The organism is Terrabacter sp. P2_E3, assembly GCF_056403915.1.
Genome location: NZ_JBFUEN010000001.1, coordinates 346,785 through 362,853 on the forward strand (window position 1 = coordinate 346,785; position 16,069 = coordinate 362,853).

General features: G+C 71.5%; 15 protein-coding genes and 1 riboswitch. All 15 genes read right to left on the reverse strand.

From position 1 onward, the window contains the following. Nucleotides 1-16: 16 nt before the first annotated feature. Entirely contained in the window at nucleotides 17-898 is an 882-nt protein-coding gene (locus AC1DW8_RS01645) for a glycerophosphodiester phosphodiesterase family protein (RefSeq protein ID WP_478091392.1), read from the reverse strand. Between the two features lie 2 nt (nucleotides 899-900). Beyond that, a complete protein-coding gene (locus tag AC1DW8_RS01650; protein ID WP_478091394.1) occupies nucleotides 901-2,016 on the reverse strand; it encodes an ABC transporter ATP-binding protein in 1,116 nt (371 codons plus the stop codon). Between the two features lie 155 nt (nucleotides 2,017-2,171). After that, a complete protein-coding gene (locus tag AC1DW8_RS01655) occupies nucleotides 2,172-3,473 on the reverse strand; it encodes an ABC transporter substrate-binding protein (RefSeq protein ID WP_478091396.1) in 1,302 nt (433 codons plus the stop codon). 68 nt (nucleotides 3,474-3,541) lie between these two features. Next, on the reverse strand, nucleotides 3,542-4,474 hold the full coding sequence (locus AC1DW8_RS01660) for a carbohydrate ABC transporter permease (protein WP_056776650.1): 933 nt from the start codon (nucleotides 4,472-4,474) through the stop codon (nucleotides 3,542-3,544). Beyond that, entirely contained in the window at nucleotides 4,471-5,433 is a 963-nt protein-coding gene (locus tag AC1DW8_RS01665) for a carbohydrate ABC transporter permease (RefSeq protein ID WP_442273621.1), read from the reverse strand. Before AC1DW8_RS01665 ends, AC1DW8_RS01660 begins: the two co-directional genes overlap by 4 nt. A gap of 46 nt (nucleotides 5,434-5,479) precedes the next feature. Beyond that, nucleotides 5,480-6,538, reverse strand: a complete 1,059-nt coding sequence (locus AC1DW8_RS01670) for an LLM class flavin-dependent oxidoreductase (RefSeq protein ID WP_478091399.1) — start codon at nucleotides 6,536-6,538, stop codon at nucleotides 5,480-5,482. After that, nucleotides 6,535-7,305, reverse strand: a complete 771-nt coding sequence (locus AC1DW8_RS01675) for a DUF1684 domain-containing protein (RefSeq protein WP_056826964.1) — start codon at nucleotides 7,303-7,305, stop codon at nucleotides 6,535-6,537. Before AC1DW8_RS01675 ends, AC1DW8_RS01670 begins: the two co-directional genes overlap by 4 nt. Beyond that, a complete protein-coding gene (locus tag AC1DW8_RS01680; protein ID WP_478091402.1) occupies nucleotides 7,302-8,438 on the reverse strand; it encodes an LLM class flavin-dependent oxidoreductase in 1,137 nt (378 codons plus the stop codon). Before AC1DW8_RS01680 ends, AC1DW8_RS01675 begins: the two co-directional genes overlap by 4 nt. Next, entirely contained in the window at nucleotides 8,428-10,368 is a 1,941-nt protein-coding gene (locus AC1DW8_RS01685) for an FAD/NAD(P)-binding protein (protein ID WP_478091404.1), read from the reverse strand. The genes AC1DW8_RS01680 and AC1DW8_RS01685 overlap by 11 nt, the downstream gene beginning before the upstream one ends. After that, entirely contained in the window at nucleotides 10,365-11,537 is a 1,173-nt protein-coding gene (gene ssuE, locus AC1DW8_RS01690; protein ID WP_478091406.1) for an NADPH-dependent FMN reductase, read from the reverse strand. The genes AC1DW8_RS01685 and ssuE overlap by 4 nt, the downstream gene beginning before the upstream one ends. Nucleotides 11,538-11,546: 9 nt before the next feature. Continuing rightward, nucleotides 11,547-12,578 (reverse strand): ABC transporter substrate-binding protein, encoded by a 1,032-nt coding sequence (locus AC1DW8_RS01695; RefSeq protein ID WP_056776628.1) that lies wholly within the window; start codon nucleotides 12,576-12,578, stop codon nucleotides 11,547-11,549. 30 nt (nucleotides 12,579-12,608) lie between these two features. Next, on the reverse strand, nucleotides 12,609-13,613 hold the full coding sequence (locus AC1DW8_RS01700) for an ABC transporter substrate-binding protein (protein WP_056776625.1): 1,005 nt from the start codon (nucleotides 13,611-13,613) through the stop codon (nucleotides 12,609-12,611). A gap of 86 nt (nucleotides 13,614-13,699) precedes the next feature. Beyond that, nucleotides 13,700-14,461 (reverse strand): amino acid ABC transporter ATP-binding protein, encoded by a 762-nt coding sequence (locus tag AC1DW8_RS01705; protein WP_056776622.1) that lies wholly within the window; start codon nucleotides 14,459-14,461, stop codon nucleotides 13,700-13,702. Continuing rightward, on the reverse strand, nucleotides 14,458-15,537 hold the full coding sequence (locus tag AC1DW8_RS01710; RefSeq protein WP_056776620.1) for an amino acid ABC transporter permease: 1,080 nt from the start codon (nucleotides 15,535-15,537) through the stop codon (nucleotides 14,458-14,460). Before AC1DW8_RS01710 ends, AC1DW8_RS01705 begins: the two co-directional genes overlap by 4 nt. Before the next feature lie 157 nt (nucleotides 15,538-15,694). Beyond that, a complete protein-coding gene (locus AC1DW8_RS01715; protein WP_369791901.1) occupies nucleotides 15,695-15,778 on the reverse strand; it encodes a putative leader peptide in 84 nt (27 codons plus the stop codon). 33 nt (nucleotides 15,779-15,811) lie between these two features. After that, nucleotides 15,812-15,924, reverse strand: a riboswitch (SAM riboswitch). Between the last annotated feature and the right edge of the window lie 145 nt (nucleotides 15,925-16,069).

Consider the following 16,069-nt stretch of genomic DNA (forward strand, 5'->3'; position numbering starts at 1 on the left):
GCGTCGGCCCACCCGGTCAGGCAGGCGTCGGCGCCAGCACGGAGACGGCGCGGTCGGGGTAGTCCGACACGAGGCCGTCGACTCCCGCCTCGACGAGCTCGACCATCCGCGCCGGCTCGTTGACCGTCCACGGCAGCACGGCGAGTCCGGCGGCGTGCGCGCGCTGGACGAAGTCCGCGTCGACGAGCACGTGCTCGGGCGAGATGACGCCCGCCCCGACGGCGGCGGCACCGGCACACACGTCGTCGTGCGACTCCCCCACCCTGACGCTGCCCGTCCACGGGCTGCCCGGGACCCACGTCACCGAGGCCTCGACGAGGGCTGAGCGGATGACGTCGGGCGCGAGCTCTGCCGAGAGCTCGAGCACGGCCCAGTCGAACGAGTGCATGAAGCACTGCCGTTCGAGGCCGGCCTGGTGGACGCTCGCCAGGACCCCCTCGAGGAGTCGACGCCGTCCGGCGGACTCCCCCGGGTCGAGCGGGTTGACCTTGAGCTCGATGGTCCACCACACGTCGGGCGCGCGCTCGATCCCGTGGGCGAGCACCTCGTCCAACGTCGAGATGTGGGCGCCCGGCGACGGTCGCTGCTCCGGGAAGCCGGCGAGCGTCTGGCTGCCGACGTCCACCGTGCGCAGCTGCTCGAGGGTCAGCTCGGCGACCCGGGCGCCGACGAGGTCCGGACCGGTCGGCCGGCACTTGGGCGGCAGCAGCACCGGGTCGTGCCAGACGACGACCTTCCCGTCGGCGGTGAGCCGGACATCGAGCTCGACGCCGGTCACCCCGGCGTCGTAGGCAGCGGCGAAGCTGGCCAGCGTGTTCTCGACGACGAGCCCCTTGGCGCCGCGATGCCCCTCGACGTCGAAGCGGCCCGAGGCCCAGGGACCGGGGCCAGACGCCATGCTCAGGCCTCGATCCGCTCGCCGGAGGCAGCATCGAAGAGGTGGACCTCGCCACGGTTGGGCTCGACGTGCACGGTGTCACCGACCGTCAGGTGGGTGCGCTTGTCGAGGCGGACGGTGACGCGGTCGGCGCCCTCGTCGGCGCCGACCGGGCGGCCGTAGACGAACGACTCCGAGCCCAGCGACTCGACGAGCTCGACGGTGAGCCCGAGGGCGGACGGGTCGGCCCCGTCCCGGCTTCCGCCGGCGGGCGTCTCCACGACGTGCCACGACTCCGGGCGCAGCCCGACGACGACCTTCTCCCCCGCGCGACCGGCGACCGCACGGTCCAGGGGCACCGGGACGCCGTGGACCCGCGCCACGCCCTCGCGCACCTCGGACTCGACGAGCGTGATGGCCGGCGAGCCGATGAAGGCCGCGACGAAGGTGTTGACCGGGTGGTCGTAGAGCCGCTCCGGCGTGTCGACCTGCTGGAGCCTCCCGTCGCGCAGCACCGCGACCCGATGGCCCATCGTCATCGCCTCGACCTGGTCGTGGGTGACGTAGACCGTCGTGATGCCGAGCCTTCGCTGCAGACCCGCGATCTGCGAGCGGGTGGAGACGCGCAGCTTGGCGTCGAGGTTGGACAGCGGCTCGTCCATGCAGAAGACCTTGGGGTTGCGCACGATCGCGCGTCCCATGGCGACGCGCTGGCGCTGACCGCCCGACATCTGGCCGGGCTTGCGGTCGAGGAGCGGCTCGAGCTCGAGGATCTTGGCGGCCTCGGCGACCCGCTGCCTCGTCTCGGCCTTGCTCACCTTCGCGTTGTCGAGGGCGAAGGCCATGTTCTGCGCAGCCGACATGTTCGGGTAGAGCGCGTAGCTCTGGAAGACCATGGCGATGTCCCGGTCACGCGGGCGCACCCCCTTCTGGTCGTGACCGTCGACGAGGATGCGCCCGCCGTCGACCGGCTCGAGACCCGCGAGCATCCGCAGGGTCGTCGACTTGCCGCAGCCCGAGGGGCCGACGAGGACGAGGAACTCACCGTCGGCGATGTCGAGCGTGATGCCGTCGACCGCCGGGGCGGCGTCGTCCTTGGAGAACCGACGAGTCGCCTCGTCGAAGTACACGGTTGCCATCGGTGGCCTCTCGGGTCGTTCTGGTTCGGGGTCCGGAGCCGGGGACGTGGGAGGGCGCGAGCGTGCTCGCCACCTCCCACGTCACTCCGGATCCGTCCGGCAGGTCCGTGCGGGGCCTGCCGGACGGCATACGACCGGGGTGGTGCGGCAGCGCGTCAGGCGCCGAGCTTGCTCTTGATCTGCGAGTCGAAGACCTGCTGGCTCTCGGCGTCGAGGCCCTTGAAGATCGTCGCGACGTCCTGGCCCTGGACGATCTGGTCGAGGCCCTTGCCGATCCGGGCGCCACCGCCGGGCAGCAGCACGCGGACGTTGTCCTGCGACCGCGTCTTGGGCAGCTGCTCGATCGCCGTCTTGGCGTTGGGGTTCTTCTCGAGGAACGCCTTCTCCTCCGGCAGGTCCACGGCCGACTTGCGCACGGGCATGTAGCCGGTGGCCTGCGTGAAGGTGACGGTGTTCTGGGCGTTGGTGAGGAACTCGATGAACTTCAGCGCGTTCTTCTTGCGGTCGTCGGAGATGTTGGCCGGGATGCCGACGCCTGCACCGCCCGTCGGGCAGTTGCCGTCACCGGGCAGGAACGCCGTGCCCACCGAGAACTTCGCGTCCTTGGACACGCCGCCGAGCGAACCGGTCGACATCATGCTGCAGCCGACGATGCCGGCCGTGAAGTCGGGAGCGGGGTCCTTGGACAGCTTGAGGTAGCCGTCCTTGGCGAGGTTCTGCAGGTAGGTGCCGGCCTTGACCGTGTTGGGGTCCGAGAAGGTCGGCGTCCACTCCTTCGAGTAGGCACCGCCGTAGCCCCACACGATGTTCTGGAAGACCCAGTCGAGGTAGTTCGAGCCGTCGGGCAGCTCCATGACGATCTTGTCCGAGCCGGCGGCCGCCTTGAGCTTCGGTGCCCACGTGAGGAACTCGTCCCAGTCCTTCGGGCCGCGGTCCTCGAGACCGGCCGCCTTCCAGAGGTCCTTGTTGTAGTAGAAGAGCGGGGTCGACCGGGAGAACGGCAGCGCGTAGTGCTTGTCGTCGAGGTTGTAGTCGTTGTAGAGCGCGTCGACGTAGTCGCTCGTCTCGATCTTGGCCGTCGAGAGCAGCTCGTCGAGCGGGCTCAGCTGCTTGTTGAGCGCGAAGTTGAACCACGTGACGTCCGAGACGACGACGACGTCGGGCAGCGAGCCGCCGGCGAGCGAGGCGTTGAACTTCTGCGCGACCTCCTCGTAGTTCTTGCCGGCGTCGACGAGCTTGACCTTGAGGCCCGAGTTGGCCGCCTCGAAGGCCTTGATGATCTCCTGCTCGACCGGCTTGCTGTTGCCCGGGTGGTTGCTCCAGAACTCGATGGTGTTGCTCGAGCCGCCACCGCCGCCCGTCGTCGGGGACGTGCCGGTGCCCGCGCAGGCCGCGAGACCGGCGACGCCGGCTGCGCCGGCGAGGCCGAGGAAGCCTCGACGTGAGAACTCGTTCATGGATGGTGCCTTTCCCTGTGGTGGTGGGTGGGGTCGTGGGGATGGATCGGTATGCGGCAGAGCCGGGTTCAGCTCTTCACGGCCCCCGCCGTGAGGCCCTTGATCATCTGTCGCTGGAGGAAGAGGAAGAGGACGAGGATCGGCAGCATGGCCAGGACGGTGCCCGCCATGACCGGCCCCCAGTTCGTGACGCCGTCGTTGTTCTGGAGGAACGTCAGGCCGACCGGCAACGGCGCCGTCGTCTCGTCGTCGGACATGAGGAACGGCCAGAGGTACTCGTTCCACTCGTTGACCACGGTGATGAGCGCGAAGGCCACGAGGGTCGGCCACGACATCGGCATGACGACGCGCCACAGCAGCTTCATCGGTCCCGCGCCGTCGAGGCGCGCGGCCTCGATGATCTCGCCGGGCAGGCTGAGGAACTGGTTGCGCATGAGGAAGGTGCCGAAGGCGACGCCCGCGAGCGGGATGATGATGCCCTGGAAGGTGTTGCGCCAGCCGAGCTGCGCCACGAGGGCGTAGTTGCTGATCACGGTGATCTGGTTGGGCACCATGAGTGCTGCGATGACGACGAGGAAGACGACCGAGCGTCCCGGGAAGCGCAGCAGCGACAGGGCGTACGCGCTGATGACGCCGAGCACGATCTTGGCGACCGAGGTCGCCGACGTGATGATGACCGAGTTGCGGACGTAGTCGAAGAACGGGATGCGGGTCGTCAGCTCGCTGTAGTTCTGGCCCGTCGCCGGGTCCGGCCACCACTGGGCCGGCCGGACGTAGATGTCACCGCGCTCCTTGAACGAGGTGAGCAGGATCCAGAAGAGCGGGACGGCGATGACGAGGACGACGAGGACCATGCCGGCGTAGCCCGCTGCGGTCCACATCGGTCCGCGGTGGTGCGCCGAGGCCTCGACTTGGTGCGACGTGCGTCGCCGCCGTCGCTGCCCGCCGGTCGGCGGGACCTGCTCGTCGTCGCGGGTCCCGACGATGGTGGACGTGCTCATGCCTGCTTCCCCCTGTCCATGAAGCGCACCTGGACCACCGTGACGGCGAGCAGGATGACGAACATGACGGTGGCGACGGTGGCGCCGTAGCCGGCGCGCTGGTTGACGAACGTCTCCTGGTAGACCTGGTAGACGAGGGTGGTCGTGCCGTTGCCCTGCGGGCCGCCCCGGGTCATGACGTTGATGATGTCGAAGACCTGGACCGAGCTGAGCAGCACCGTGATCGACAGGAAGAACGTCGTCGGGCGCAGCTGGGGCATGAGGACGCGTCGGAAACGGGTCCACGCAGTGGCGCCGTCGATCTCGGCCGCCTCGTCGAGGTCGGCGCGCCGCCCCTGCAGGGCGGCGAGGTAGATGACGAAGGTGTAGCCGAGGTTCTTCCAGATGTAGGTGACGGTCACCATGAAGAGCGCCCATCCGGGCTGCTGGTAGAAGTCGGGCGAGGCGACACCGATCCGCGCGAGCAGGTCGCGGACGAGGCCGAACTGCGGGTCGAAGACGAACTGGAAGGCGATGCCGATCGCGGCGCCCGAGATGACGAACGGCGCGAAGACGACCGAGCGGACGATGTTGCGCCCCTTGAGCTTCTGGTCGAGCAGCAGGGCGAGGCCGAGCCCGACCGCCATGGAGATGCCGACGGTGGCGACGGTGAAGACGAGGGTGTTGCGCAGGATGATCTTCGTGTCGTCACGCCCGAACCACTCGATGTAGTTCGACAGGCCCACGGGGTTGGCGATGGGCGAGGAGATGTTCCAGTCGGTGAACGACAGCCTGATGTTGTCGAGCAGCGGGCGGTACGTGAAGACGATGAGCAGCACGAGGTTGGGCAGCAGCAGGAGCGCCGCGAGCGACCACTCCCAGGCCCGCCCGCTCGACCGTCGCGGGGGTGGACCCACCTCGGGCGGGGGTCCCCCGGACCCGGGCGTGGCGCTCTGGGGTTGGGTCACCGATGACTGCACCCGGCAAACCTAGCCGCGCAGGTGCACCGATTGCGGCTTTGGTGCGTCAGGCATTCAACGCGTGTCTGAACTCCTGTCGCGACGGGTGCTCGCGTCGCACGACCGGGGCCACGTCCGCGAAGAACCGCTCGACGCTGCGCCGGGTCACGCTCTCCGGCAGGCCCGGCACGTCGAGCGAGACACCGGAGAGCTCGTGGCCGAAGGCCTCCCGGTAGCGCCCGATCTTGTCGACGACCTCGGCCGGCGAGCCGATCAACGCGGAGCCGTCGCGGGCGTACTCCTCCAGCGTCGAGAAGGGCAGGCGGTTGTGCGCGGCACCCGGCGAGCGCCGCAACGCCTCGAACGCCGGCTCGTAGAGGCGCAGCGCCTCCTGTGTCGTGTCGGCGACGAGGAGCCCGAGGAATCCGGTACCGACGACCGCGTCGGCCGGGTCGTGGCCGTGCACCTCCCACCGCTCGCGGTAGTGCCGCACGAGGGCGGCGTAGGTCTCCAAGGGGTGGAAGCCGTTGGCGGAGAAGAGCGGGTCGCCCCAGCGCGCGGCGAGCTCGGTCGACTCGGTCGAGCTCGCCGAGCCGTGCCAGACGGGGATGGGCTGCTGGAGCGGCCGCGGCTGGGTCCTCGCGTCGACGAGCGGGGGACGGAAGCGTCCCGACCACGTGACCCGGTCCTCGCGCCACAGCCGTCGCAACAGCTCGTACTTCTCGGCGTTGCGCTCCCACTGGCCGTCGAGGTCGTAGCCGAAGAGGGCGTTCTGGTCGGGGTCGTTGCCCTTGCCGATGACGACGTCGAGCCGCCCACCGCTCAGGTGGTCGAGCGTCGCGTAGTCCTCGGCGACGCGGACGGGGTCGACGAGCGAGAGCACCGTCACGGTCGTCATGAGTCGGATGCGGGACGTCCGCGCCGCGACGTGCGCGAGGACGACGGGCGGCGAGGACGAGACGAAGCGCTGGGCGTGCCGCTCCCCCACCCCGAACGCGTCGAAGCCGAGCTCCTCGGCCCACTCGGCCTGGCGCGCGACGTGCTCGAAGGCCTCCGTCTGGGAGCGGGCGACCCCGGTGACGGGGTCGGAGCTCGTGTCGAGCAACGTGTACGTGCAGAACCTCATGCCGGCCGCTTCTCACCCGCTGTGACGGGCACGGCGATCCGGTTGCCCGTGACCGGCCCCGGACACGTGCCGTACGCCGTGAAGGCGAAGGGGAGGTTGACGGCCCGGTTGAAGTCGACGACGACGTTGCCGTCGGGGTCCGGGGACGACGTCGTGACGGTGCGCCAGGGCGCCGAGAGCGAGCCGTTCGTCGTGTCGTGGAAGAGGAGTCCGAGGCCCTCTCCGGCGCCGACCGCGCTGAGCCGGTGGCGCACGCCGTCGATGTCGACGTCGACGGTGCCGACGACCGTGGAGTGCTGGACGAGGTCGTCACGGGCGGTGCGCACCTCCACCCGCGCCGGGGGGTCGGCGGCCGTGAACCGTCCGGGGCGCACCCAGTCCGGATCGTGCTCCCACGTCGGCACACCGGCGAAGTCCCGGCGCGTCGTGGCCCGCGGGTCCCGGGTGCGCACCGCGAGCCGCCCGCCCCTCCGGAGCAGCTCGACGACGCGCTCGCCGTGCTGCACCCAGAGCCGCGACCCTGCCTCCTCGACGTCCGTCGTGGCCCGCCCGGCGACGGGCTCGCCGTCGACGCGCAGCCCCTCGCTCGCGGTCGCCTCGACGTGGGCAGCGGAGGCGTCCGTCCACCAGAGGCCGGGGAGACCGGGCAGGCTCGTCGGCCGGTCCGGCAGCCACGCGAAGCCGGTCAGCGAGAGCCAGCCGTGCTCCTGGGCGAGGTCGCCCTCGCGAGCGGCGCGCCACGCGAGCCACTCGTCCCGGGCGCTCACGCGACGGCCTCGTGGTCGGCAGGCGTCGTCGCCGCGGTCGCTGCCTCCCGACGCGCGACCTCCTCGCGCACGAGCGGGATGACGTGCCGCCCGACGTCCACGGCATCGTCGTAGAGGTGGTAGCCGCGGGCGGAGAAGATCCGCACGCCGAGGTCGTAGTAGTCGAGCAGCGCCGCGGCAACGGTCTCGGGCGTGCCGACGAGGGCCGTGGAGTTGCCGCCGCCAGCGGTCGCGGCAGACGTCGCGGTCCAGAGGGCGCGGTCGTGGCGCTCCCCCGCCTCCGCGGCCGCGAGCAGCCGCTGCGAGCCGGCGTTCTCGGGCCGGGACCCGCTGCGGCGCAGTCGGCCCCGCGAGACGGAGGCTCCTTCGGCCTGGAGCGCGTGGATGTCGCCGAGCGTGCGCTCGGCCTTCTCCCAGGCCAGCTCGTCCGTGGCACCGAGGATCGGTCGGAATGCGACCTGGATCGTCGGGAGCGCGCGCCCGGCGGCAGCGGCAGCGGCGCGGATCGTCTCGATCTGCTCCGCCGTCCCGGCGAGCGGCTCGCCCCAGAGGGCGAAGACGTCCGCCTCCTGCGCACCGACGGCGTATGCCGCCGGGCTCGACCCGCCGAACGAGATCCGTGGGCGCGGGGTCTGGAGCGGCTTGATGTCCGCGAGGAAGTTCTCGAACCGGTAGTGCTCGCCGTCGAAGTCGAACGGCTCGTTGCTCGTCCACGCCTGCTTGAGGATCCGGATGAACTCCCGGGTGCGGGCGTAGCGGGCGTCCTTGTCGAGGTGGTCACCCTCGGCGGACTGGTCCGCCGTGCTGCCGCCGGTGATGACGTGGACCTCGAACCGACCGTTGCTGATGTGGTCGAGCGTGGCGAAGGTCTTGGCCGTCAGGGTCGGGTAGGCAGTGTTGGGTCGGTGCGCGACGACGAGGTTGAGCCGCTCGGTGTGGGCCGCGACGTGCGCGGCGACCTGGGCGGGGTCGGGCGATCCGGAGTGGTAGGCGAAGAGGACGCGGTCCCACCCGTTGTCCTCGTGGGCTCGGGCGAGCTTGACGGCATACGGCAGGTCGAGGGCGCCGGCGCTGCGGGCTCTCGTCTCCGTGCCGTCGTGGTTGGCGGCGATGCCGAGGAACTCAACTGGCATGGCGGTGGTCCTTGTCTCTCGTGGTGGGAACGGGGTGCGGGGCGAGTCGGAGGCGGGCGGTGGCTCGGTCGCTCACGGCGACGGTGAGCAGGTCCCGGGCGACGGCGTCGTTCTGGCGGAAGCCGGGGCCGTTGAAGCGGGGCCGGGAGAAGCCTCCGGCGCCGGCGGAGCCAGAGACGGCGGGCCCGAGGAGGTACCGGCGTGGGTGCACGGTGCCGTCGGCGCGGACGGCGCGCGCCCGGGCGTCGGCGACGAGCTGCCCCGCGCCGAGGGCTGTTCCGTCGGCGGCCGTGACGGGTCGCGAGCGCAGCTCGCCCCCGGCCAGCAGGCCTGCGACGAGGGGGTCGGTGACGAGGGCGCTGTCGGGGCGGGGCAGCCGTGCGTCCACGGCGGCCCGCGCCCGCACCACGCGCTCTCCGGATCTCCCGACGAAGGCACCCTCCTCGATCGTGAGCTCGAGGTCGGGGCCGAGGAAGCGGACGACGCCGGCCCGGTGCAGCGCGAGCAGCTCGGCGAGGCGGCGAGGCGGCGGACCGCTCGCGAGGAACGAGAAGAGCCCGTGGAAGTGGCCCTCGACGTGGCGCACCCGGTCCTCGTCGAGGAGGCGACCCGACACGACGAGCTCCGCCAGGGCGGCATACACCCCGAGCAGCGTGTCGAAGACGGCGCGGTCGCTCGATCGCGACGCGTCGGCGCGCCGGACGACGTCGCGGCGGATGTGCTCGGCGACGACGCGCTCGACGTCGGCGGCCCGCGTGGCCTGGTCGATGACAGCACGGAGGGGGCGGTCGATCCGCTCGATGTCGAAGACGTCCTCGGGGTCTGCGAGGTGCGTCAGGGCGACGGCCGTGAGCTCACCGCTGGTCACGTCGGCCGTGACCAGGGCGCGCTCGAGCGCGTCGAAGGTGCCCCGTGTGCGCTCGGGATGGGCCTCGAAGAGCCGGCGGTAGTGCGCCACCGCGAGCTCGAGCACGACGAGGGGCCAGACCTGGGTGCGGTAGTCGAGGGCCGCCGTGCCCGCACCGAGGGCCGTGAGGCGCTCACGGGTCAGGTGTCGCAAGGGCGCCGGTCCGGAGGCGGCCGCTCGCACCTCGTAGCCGAGCTTGCCGTGGTACGGCACGCCACGACGGGACCCGACGTGCAGGACCGGCTCGCGTCCGCTCGGGTGGTAGGTCAGCTGCGTGCCCTCGCCGGTGAAGGTGCCGCCGCGGCCCTCGCCGAGGAGGACGACGAGGTCGATGAAGGCCAGACCCATGCCGCGGACGACGACGGGCTCGCCCGGGCGCAGGCCCTCGAGCTCGAGGTCGGCCGTGTGACCCGGCGGGACGTAGGTGAGCCCCCGTGACGCGGCGTCGTCGAGCAGCCGCTGCTCGTCCGGTGCGGGCGCCTGGTCGAGATAGCCCTGGGCGAGCACGACGATGTCGCCCTCGAGCACCGCACCACGAGCGAGGGTGACCTGCTGGTGTCCACCCTCGGCGCCGGTCCCGTGCAGCTCGACAGCCCGGTCCGCATGGGCGTGGACGGTGACGTGCTCCGGCAGGGTCGAGACGACTCGTCGCCATGCCCACTCGAGGTAGTCGGCCTGGACGACGCGCGGCGCGAAGTCACGCGCCGACAGGGCCCCGGCGGCTGCGCTCGCGTCGGGGCCGGCCGCCCACTCGGCGAGGGACGGCCCGGGCACGACCGGGCCCTCGCACGTGACGGACGCGTCGGTGAAGACCGTGACGTCCTGCGCCTCGGAGTTCATCCAGAGCAGGGGCGACTGCGCCGACCGCCAGATGCGGCCGCCGCCGGGCGGGTGCGGGTCGACGACGTGCACCTGCACCCGCTCCCTCGGGCTGCCCACCACGCGGGCATTGGCGCCGATGCGCTCGACGAGGCCGAGCGCCCGTGGTCCGGCGCCCACGACGACGATCCGTCGGTCGGTCACGCCGCGCCCCAGTCCCGGTAGGAGCCCAGACCCGCGGCCGCCCCGGCCGCCCCGGCCGCCCCGTCGGGCGCGGTCGGCGCGGCGCTGTCGACGCTCGCCGGGCCCGGTCCGCCTGCGGCTGAGGCGGATCGGACGGTGCCGGCCGGCAGCTCCTTGTCGAAGGCGTGCGGGCCGATCGACTCCGGGTCGGCGTGCAGGTCAAAGGCCGGCAGGTAGCCGGACGCGAGGTAGAGGGCACGGGCCTCCGGCTGGCGCGGACCCGTGGTGAGGTGGATCCTCCGGTAGCCCAGGCCCGCCGCGGCCTTCTCGAGCTCGAGAAGGACGCGGCGGGCGAGCCCCTGCCGCCGGAACTGGGAGTTGGTCCAGACCCGCTTCACCTCGGCCGTGGTGTCGTCGTAGCGGCGGATCGCACCGCCGGCGATCGTCTGCCCGCCACGCAGGATGACGACGAAGGCCCCGTGGGGTCCCTCGAAGTCGCTGACCGGGACCTCCGTCAGCTGCGTGTGCGGCGTCGACCGGCCGTAGCGCGTGCCGTACTCGACGACGAGGTCCTCGAGCAGCGGGGCCGCGACGTCGTCGTGCGGGGACACCCGCAGCACGACGTCGTCGTCGAGGGCGGGCACCTCGCCGCGTCGGTGCCGTGCGACGTGCGACAGGAACGACTCCGTCACCTGGTGCAGGGCTCGGGAGGCGGCCTCCGAGAGCAGCACGCCCCCGTCGGCGGGAAAGACCTGCACGTCGGAGGCGAGCACGAACCAGCCCTGGGTGACGTGCTCGGCGCCGAGCGAGACGAGGACCGGCCGAAGCGCGTAGTCGACCGCGAGCACGTGGGCCGCGCTGCCGCCGGTGGCGACGGGGAGCACCGACTTGCCGCGCAACGCGTACTGCGGGAGCACGTCGAGCAGCGTCTTGAGCAGCCCGGTGTAGGCCGCCTTGTAGACGGGCGTCGTGACGACGACCGCGTCGGCCGCCTCGATCTGCGCCACGACGGCGGCGATCTGCGGATCAGCCACGTCGGCGCGCAGCAGCGCCTCGGCGGGCAGGTCACGGATGACGACGCGCTGGACGTCGTGGCCGCGGACCGTGAGACGGCGTTCGATGTGGCCGAGGACGGCATCCGTGCGGGACGCCGCGGACGGGCTCGAGGCGAGGGTGACGATGGTGGCCATGTCAGTCCCTCACTGGTCCGAGGTCTCGGTCGGCTTGGGCAGCCCTGCCGGGTTGACCTCGGAGGCCGGCACCGCCTCGGCGGTGAGGCCCCAGCGGGCGAGGACCTTGCTGTAGCTGCCGTCCGCGATGGCGGCGTTGATGGCGTCCGAGATGGGCGTGGCCAGGCCGTTGCCCTTCTTCGTCAGGACCCCGACCTTCCCGGGGATCGGGAAGCTCGACGACACGGTGCCGACGATCTGCGTCTTGCCGGCCGTGACGACGTGGTACGTCGCGGTGGGGTTCGGGCCGAGGTAGAGGTCGATGCGTCCGGAGTCGAGGGCGAGGTAGTACTCCGTCGTGCCCTGGTAGTAGACGAGCTCAGCGGGGGGCCGTCCGGCCTTCTCGTTCTCCTCGTTCCAGCGCAGCAGGATCGCCTCCTGCAGGGTGCCCGACCCGACGGCCACCTTCTGGCCCGAGACGTCGGCAGGCCCCCGCACCTGCAGCGTCGAGGCCTTCCTGGCCTCGAACGCGTGCAGCCCGAGACGGTACGTCGCGAAGTCGTACTTCTCCTTGCGCTCCTCCGAGACGCCGACGTTGGAGATCGCGACCTGGTACTTGCCCGAGTCGATGCCGATGAAGAGGTTCTCCCAGCTCGTCGTCTGCACGTCGGGCTTGAGGCCGAGGATGTCCGCGACGAGGTGGGCCACGTCGACCTCCACCCCGATCGGGGTCTTGTTGTCGTCGGCCGTGAACGCCAGAGGAGGTATGCCGCCGCCCGCGCCGCCGCTGCCGATGACCAGGGTGCCCCTGGCCCTGACGTCGGCCGGCAGGGTCGCCGCGATCTCAGGGTGCAGGGTGCCCTCCGGGCGCTTGGCGCCGGCCGAGGTGTCGAAGGAGACCGGGAGGACCTTCGAGTCGCCGAGAGCCTTGGGGTCCACCTGCGTCGTCCCGGTGCTGACCGGGTCCGCGCAGGCTCCGAGCACACCGACCGTCGACAGGACGGCGGCCGCGACGACAAGCGCACGGCGACGAGCAGGCGCGTGGGTCTTGCTGTGGTGCATGGTGATTCGTCTCCTGGCTGGGTTGGGGGCTCAGTCGGTCTTGGGCAGGCCGGGCGGGTTGATCTCGGACTTCTCGAGGCCCTCGGTGCTCAGGTTCCAGCGCTTGAGGACCCTCGCGTAGCTGCCGTCGGCGATCGCCGAGTTGATGGCGGCGGCGTAGGGCGCGGCGAGACCCGAGCCCTTCTTCGTCAGCACGGCGATGAGTCCCTGGAGGGAGTCACCGGCACCGGAGAAATGGCCGATGGCCTCGGTCTGGCCGGCCGTGGCGACGTGGTAGGCGACGCTCGGGTTCGGGCCGAAGTACGCGTCGATCCGGTGCGACGACAGGGCCAGGTAGTAGTCCGTCTGCGACTGGAAGTACTTCACCTCGGCGGGCGCGAGGCCCGCCTTGACGTTGGCCTCGTTCCAGTCGAGCAGGATCTTCTCCTGGTTGGTGCCGGACCCGACGGCGATGGTCTTGCCGGCGATGTCCCTGCCGCTCGTCACCTTCCACGTGCCGCCCTTCGGCGCCTCGAAGGCGAGGTCGTCCTTGCGGTACGTCGCGAAGTCGTACTTCTCCTTGCGCTCCTCCGTGACCGTGACGTTGGTCAGGGCGACGTCGTAGCGCCCCGAGTCGATCCCGAGGAAGACGTTCTCCCAGCTCGTCGCCGGCGTCTCGACCTCGAGGCCGAGCTTGTCGGCGAAGAGGTGCGCGAGGTCGACCTCGACGCCGATGACGGTCTTGTCGTCGTCGGCGGTGAAGACGAGCGGGGGCGTGCCGCCACCCGCCCCGGCGTTGGCGGCCGTGATCGTGCCCCGCTCTCGGATGGCGGCGGGCAGCAGGGCCGCGGCCTTCTCGTCCGTGGTGGCGGTGATGCGCTTCTGGTCCGGCGAGGTGTTGACGGCCGGGCCCGCCGGCGCGATCGAGCCGGCCGCCGCGCCCGAGCTGGCCTCGGCGGCTCCGGAGCAGGCGCTGAGCGCGACCGCGGCGGCGACGGCGACGACCGTGACGGCATACGTCGTCGGGCGGTGGACGGGGTGGGGACGTGCGGGCATGAGGACTCCTCTCGGCACCCGGGGGGGTGCGAGTCATGGGTGGCCGGTACGGCCGGAGGGGTTGGGGGTGGGGTGGTGGCGTGCGGTCAGAGGACGCGGTCGAGGAAGGCTCGCGTGCGTTCGTGGGCAGGGTGGTCGATGACCTGCTCGGGCGGTCCCTGCTCGACGACGCGGCCGCCGTCGAGGAAGACGACGGTGTCGGCGACCTCGCGGGCGAAGCCGACCTCGTGCGTGACGACGACGAGAGTGGCCCCGTCGCGGGCGAGCTCCTTGATGACGGCGAGGACCTCGCCGACGAGCTCCGGGTCGAGAGCCGACGTCGGCTCGTCGAAGAGGATGACGTCGGGCTGGAGCGCGAGGGCTCGGGCGATGGCGACCCGCTGCTGCTGACCACCGGAGAGCTGACGTGGGTAGGCAGCCGCCTTGTCCGCCAGACCGACTCGCTCCAGCAGCGCCCTGGCCTCGACCTCGACCTCGGAGCGCTTGCGGCGCTGCGCCGACACCGGCGCCTCGACGACGTTCTCGAGGACGGTGAGGTGCGGGAAGAGGTTGAACTGCTGGAAGACGAAGCCGATGCGGCTGCGCTGGCGCAGGATGTCGCGCTCGGGCAGCTCGTGGAGGCGGTCACCCACCTGCCGGTAGCCGATGAGCGTCCCGTTGACGCGCACCTGACCCCGGTCGATCTTCTCCAGGTGGTTGATGGTGCGCAGCAGCGTGGACTTGCCCGACCCCGACGGTCCGAGGACGACCGTGACGGTGCCCTCCGCCAGCTCGAGGTCGACGTCGTCGAGCACCCGGTGGGCCCCGAACGACTTCGTGACGCCGCGGAGGTCGACGGCGGCGGTCATCGGGCGACCTCCTCGGGACGACGCGCTGCCTGGGTCGCGATGCCGGCCCACCGGGCCCGGAGCCGCTGGAGCGGTGTGGGCGGCAGCGACCGGGCGCTGCCTCGGGCGAAGTGCCGCTCGACGTAGTACTGCCCGATCGACAGGAGCGTCGTGAGGATGATGTACCAGACCGTCGCCACGAGGAGCAGCGGCACGACCCGGGAGTTGCGGCCGTAGATCACCTGCACCTGGTAGAAGAGCTCCGGGATCGCGAGCACGGAGACGATCGAGGTGCCCTTGAAGAGGCTGATCACCTCGTTGGCGGCGTTGGGCAGGATCGAGCGCATCGCCTGCGGCAGGACGATCCTCGCGAACTGGCGGCGCCGCGGGATGCCGAGCGCCGAGGCCGCCTCGCGTTGCCCCTCGTCGACGGAGAGGATGCCGCCGCGGATGATCTCGGCCGCGTAGGCCGCCTGGTGCAGGGCGAGCCCGAGCACCGCGGCGCCGAGGGCCCCGAAGAGGTCGTTGGTCTCGACGCTGCCGAAGGACGGCCCGAACGGCAGCCCGACGCTGATCGTCTGGTAGAGGTAGGCGATGTTGAACCAGAAGAGCAGCTGGACGATGAGCGGGATCGACCGGAACGCCCAGATGTAGGCCCACGCGACGGTCCGCAGGAACGCGTTGGACGACAGTCGCATGGCCGCGAGGACGAGCCCCAGGGCGAAGCCGGCCACGGTCCCGAGGACGGTGAGCTGGATCGTCGTGCCGAGAGCCCGGATGACGGTCTCGGTGGCGAAGTAGCGACCGAAGGTCGCCCAGTCCCAGCCGGGGTTGGTGACGAGGCCGTTGACGAACATCGCCAGGAGCAGGCCGACGCCGGCGACGCCGACCCACGTCCACGGGTTGCGGCGCGGGACGACGGTGAGGACCGGCCCGCCTCCGGACGGCGGGACCGAGTGGGTTGCCCGCGCCGGGGCGGCCGAGAGGGCGGACGTCGACGCTCCCGCCGTGGGCTCGGCCGGCGAAGGCGGCGAGGACGACGATGACGATGTGGTGGTCGGCGGCGCTGAGCGCCGGACCGTGGAGAGGGATGGCACGTGAGGCTCCTGGAGGGATGGCTCGGGCACCCGTCACCGAACGGGTGGCGGGGAGCGGCGGCGGCCGCGTGGGTGCGTGCTGGCGTCCGGGCCCCCCGGGGTCACCGTTGGGCCGGGCGCCGACCGGCCGGCCGAGGTCTCGGCGGCCAGGACGTCGTCAGGGACGACAGAGCGCGCTGGACACGCGGAGCAGGTCGACGTGGCGGCGGAGCACGAGGTGGGTGCTCGTCGTGCGCGCCATGTCGGCTCCTCGGTCCTGGACCCGACCACTTCGAGTCCGCGCTTGCCGTCGCCTGCTGGCGACGGCCTGGTCCTCACCCGGAGCACCCCGCCGCGGTGGAGGGTTGCTGTCCAGCGAGCCGGGGCTTGGCACTGGAACTCTTGACCTGTCGATGACACTACGAAGCCCGCCGACGCCCCGTCAATCGCCGATATGGGCGCATTCTCCCCTGCTTGGGGCTTCTACCCCGCACCGCCTGTCGAGCGAATTGCCATGTGCCACAACATCATTCGTGTGATCACCGCGATGCTT

Bases quoted from the DNA above. Each gene is read 5' to 3' on its own strand.
- AC1DW8_RS01645 (WP_478091392.1), bottom strand. From the start codon at position 898: ATGGCGTCTGGCCCCGGTCCCTGGGCCTCGGGCCGCTTCGACGTCGAG.
- AC1DW8_RS01650 (WP_478091394.1), bottom strand. From the start codon at position 2,016: ATGGCAACCGTGTACTTCGACGAGGCGACTCGTCGGTTCTCCAAGGAC.
- AC1DW8_RS01655 (WP_478091396.1), bottom strand. From the start codon at position 3,473: ATGAACGAGTTCTCACGTCGAGGCTTCCTCGGCCTCGCCGGCGCAGCC.
- AC1DW8_RS01660 (WP_056776650.1), bottom strand. From the start codon at position 4,474: ATGAGCACGTCCACCATCGTCGGGACCCGCGACGACGAGCAGGTCCCG.
- AC1DW8_RS01670 (WP_478091399.1), bottom strand. From the start codon at position 6,538: ATGAGGTTCTGCACGTACACGTTGCTCGACACGAGCTCCGACCCCGTC.
- AC1DW8_RS01680 (WP_478091402.1), bottom strand. From the start codon at position 8,438: ATGCCAGTTGAGTTCCTCGGCATCGCCGCCAACCACGACGGCACGGAG.
- ssuE (WP_478091406.1), bottom strand. From the start codon at position 11,537: ATGGCCACCATCGTCACCCTCGCCTCGAGCCCGTCCGCGGCGTCCCGC.
- AC1DW8_RS01695 (WP_056776628.1), bottom strand. From the start codon at position 12,578: ATGCACCACAGCAAGACCCACGCGCCTGCTCGTCGCCGTGCGCTTGTC.
- AC1DW8_RS01700 (WP_056776625.1), bottom strand. From the start codon at position 13,613: ATGCCCGCACGTCCCCACCCCGTCCACCGCCCGACGACGTATGCCGTC.
- AC1DW8_RS01705 (WP_056776622.1), bottom strand. From the start codon at position 14,461: ATGACCGCCGCCGTCGACCTCCGCGGCGTCACGAAGTCGTTCGGGGCC.
- AC1DW8_RS01715 (WP_369791901.1), bottom strand. From the start codon at position 15,778: ATGGCGCGCACGACGAGCACCCACCTCGTGCTCCGCCGCCACGTCGAC.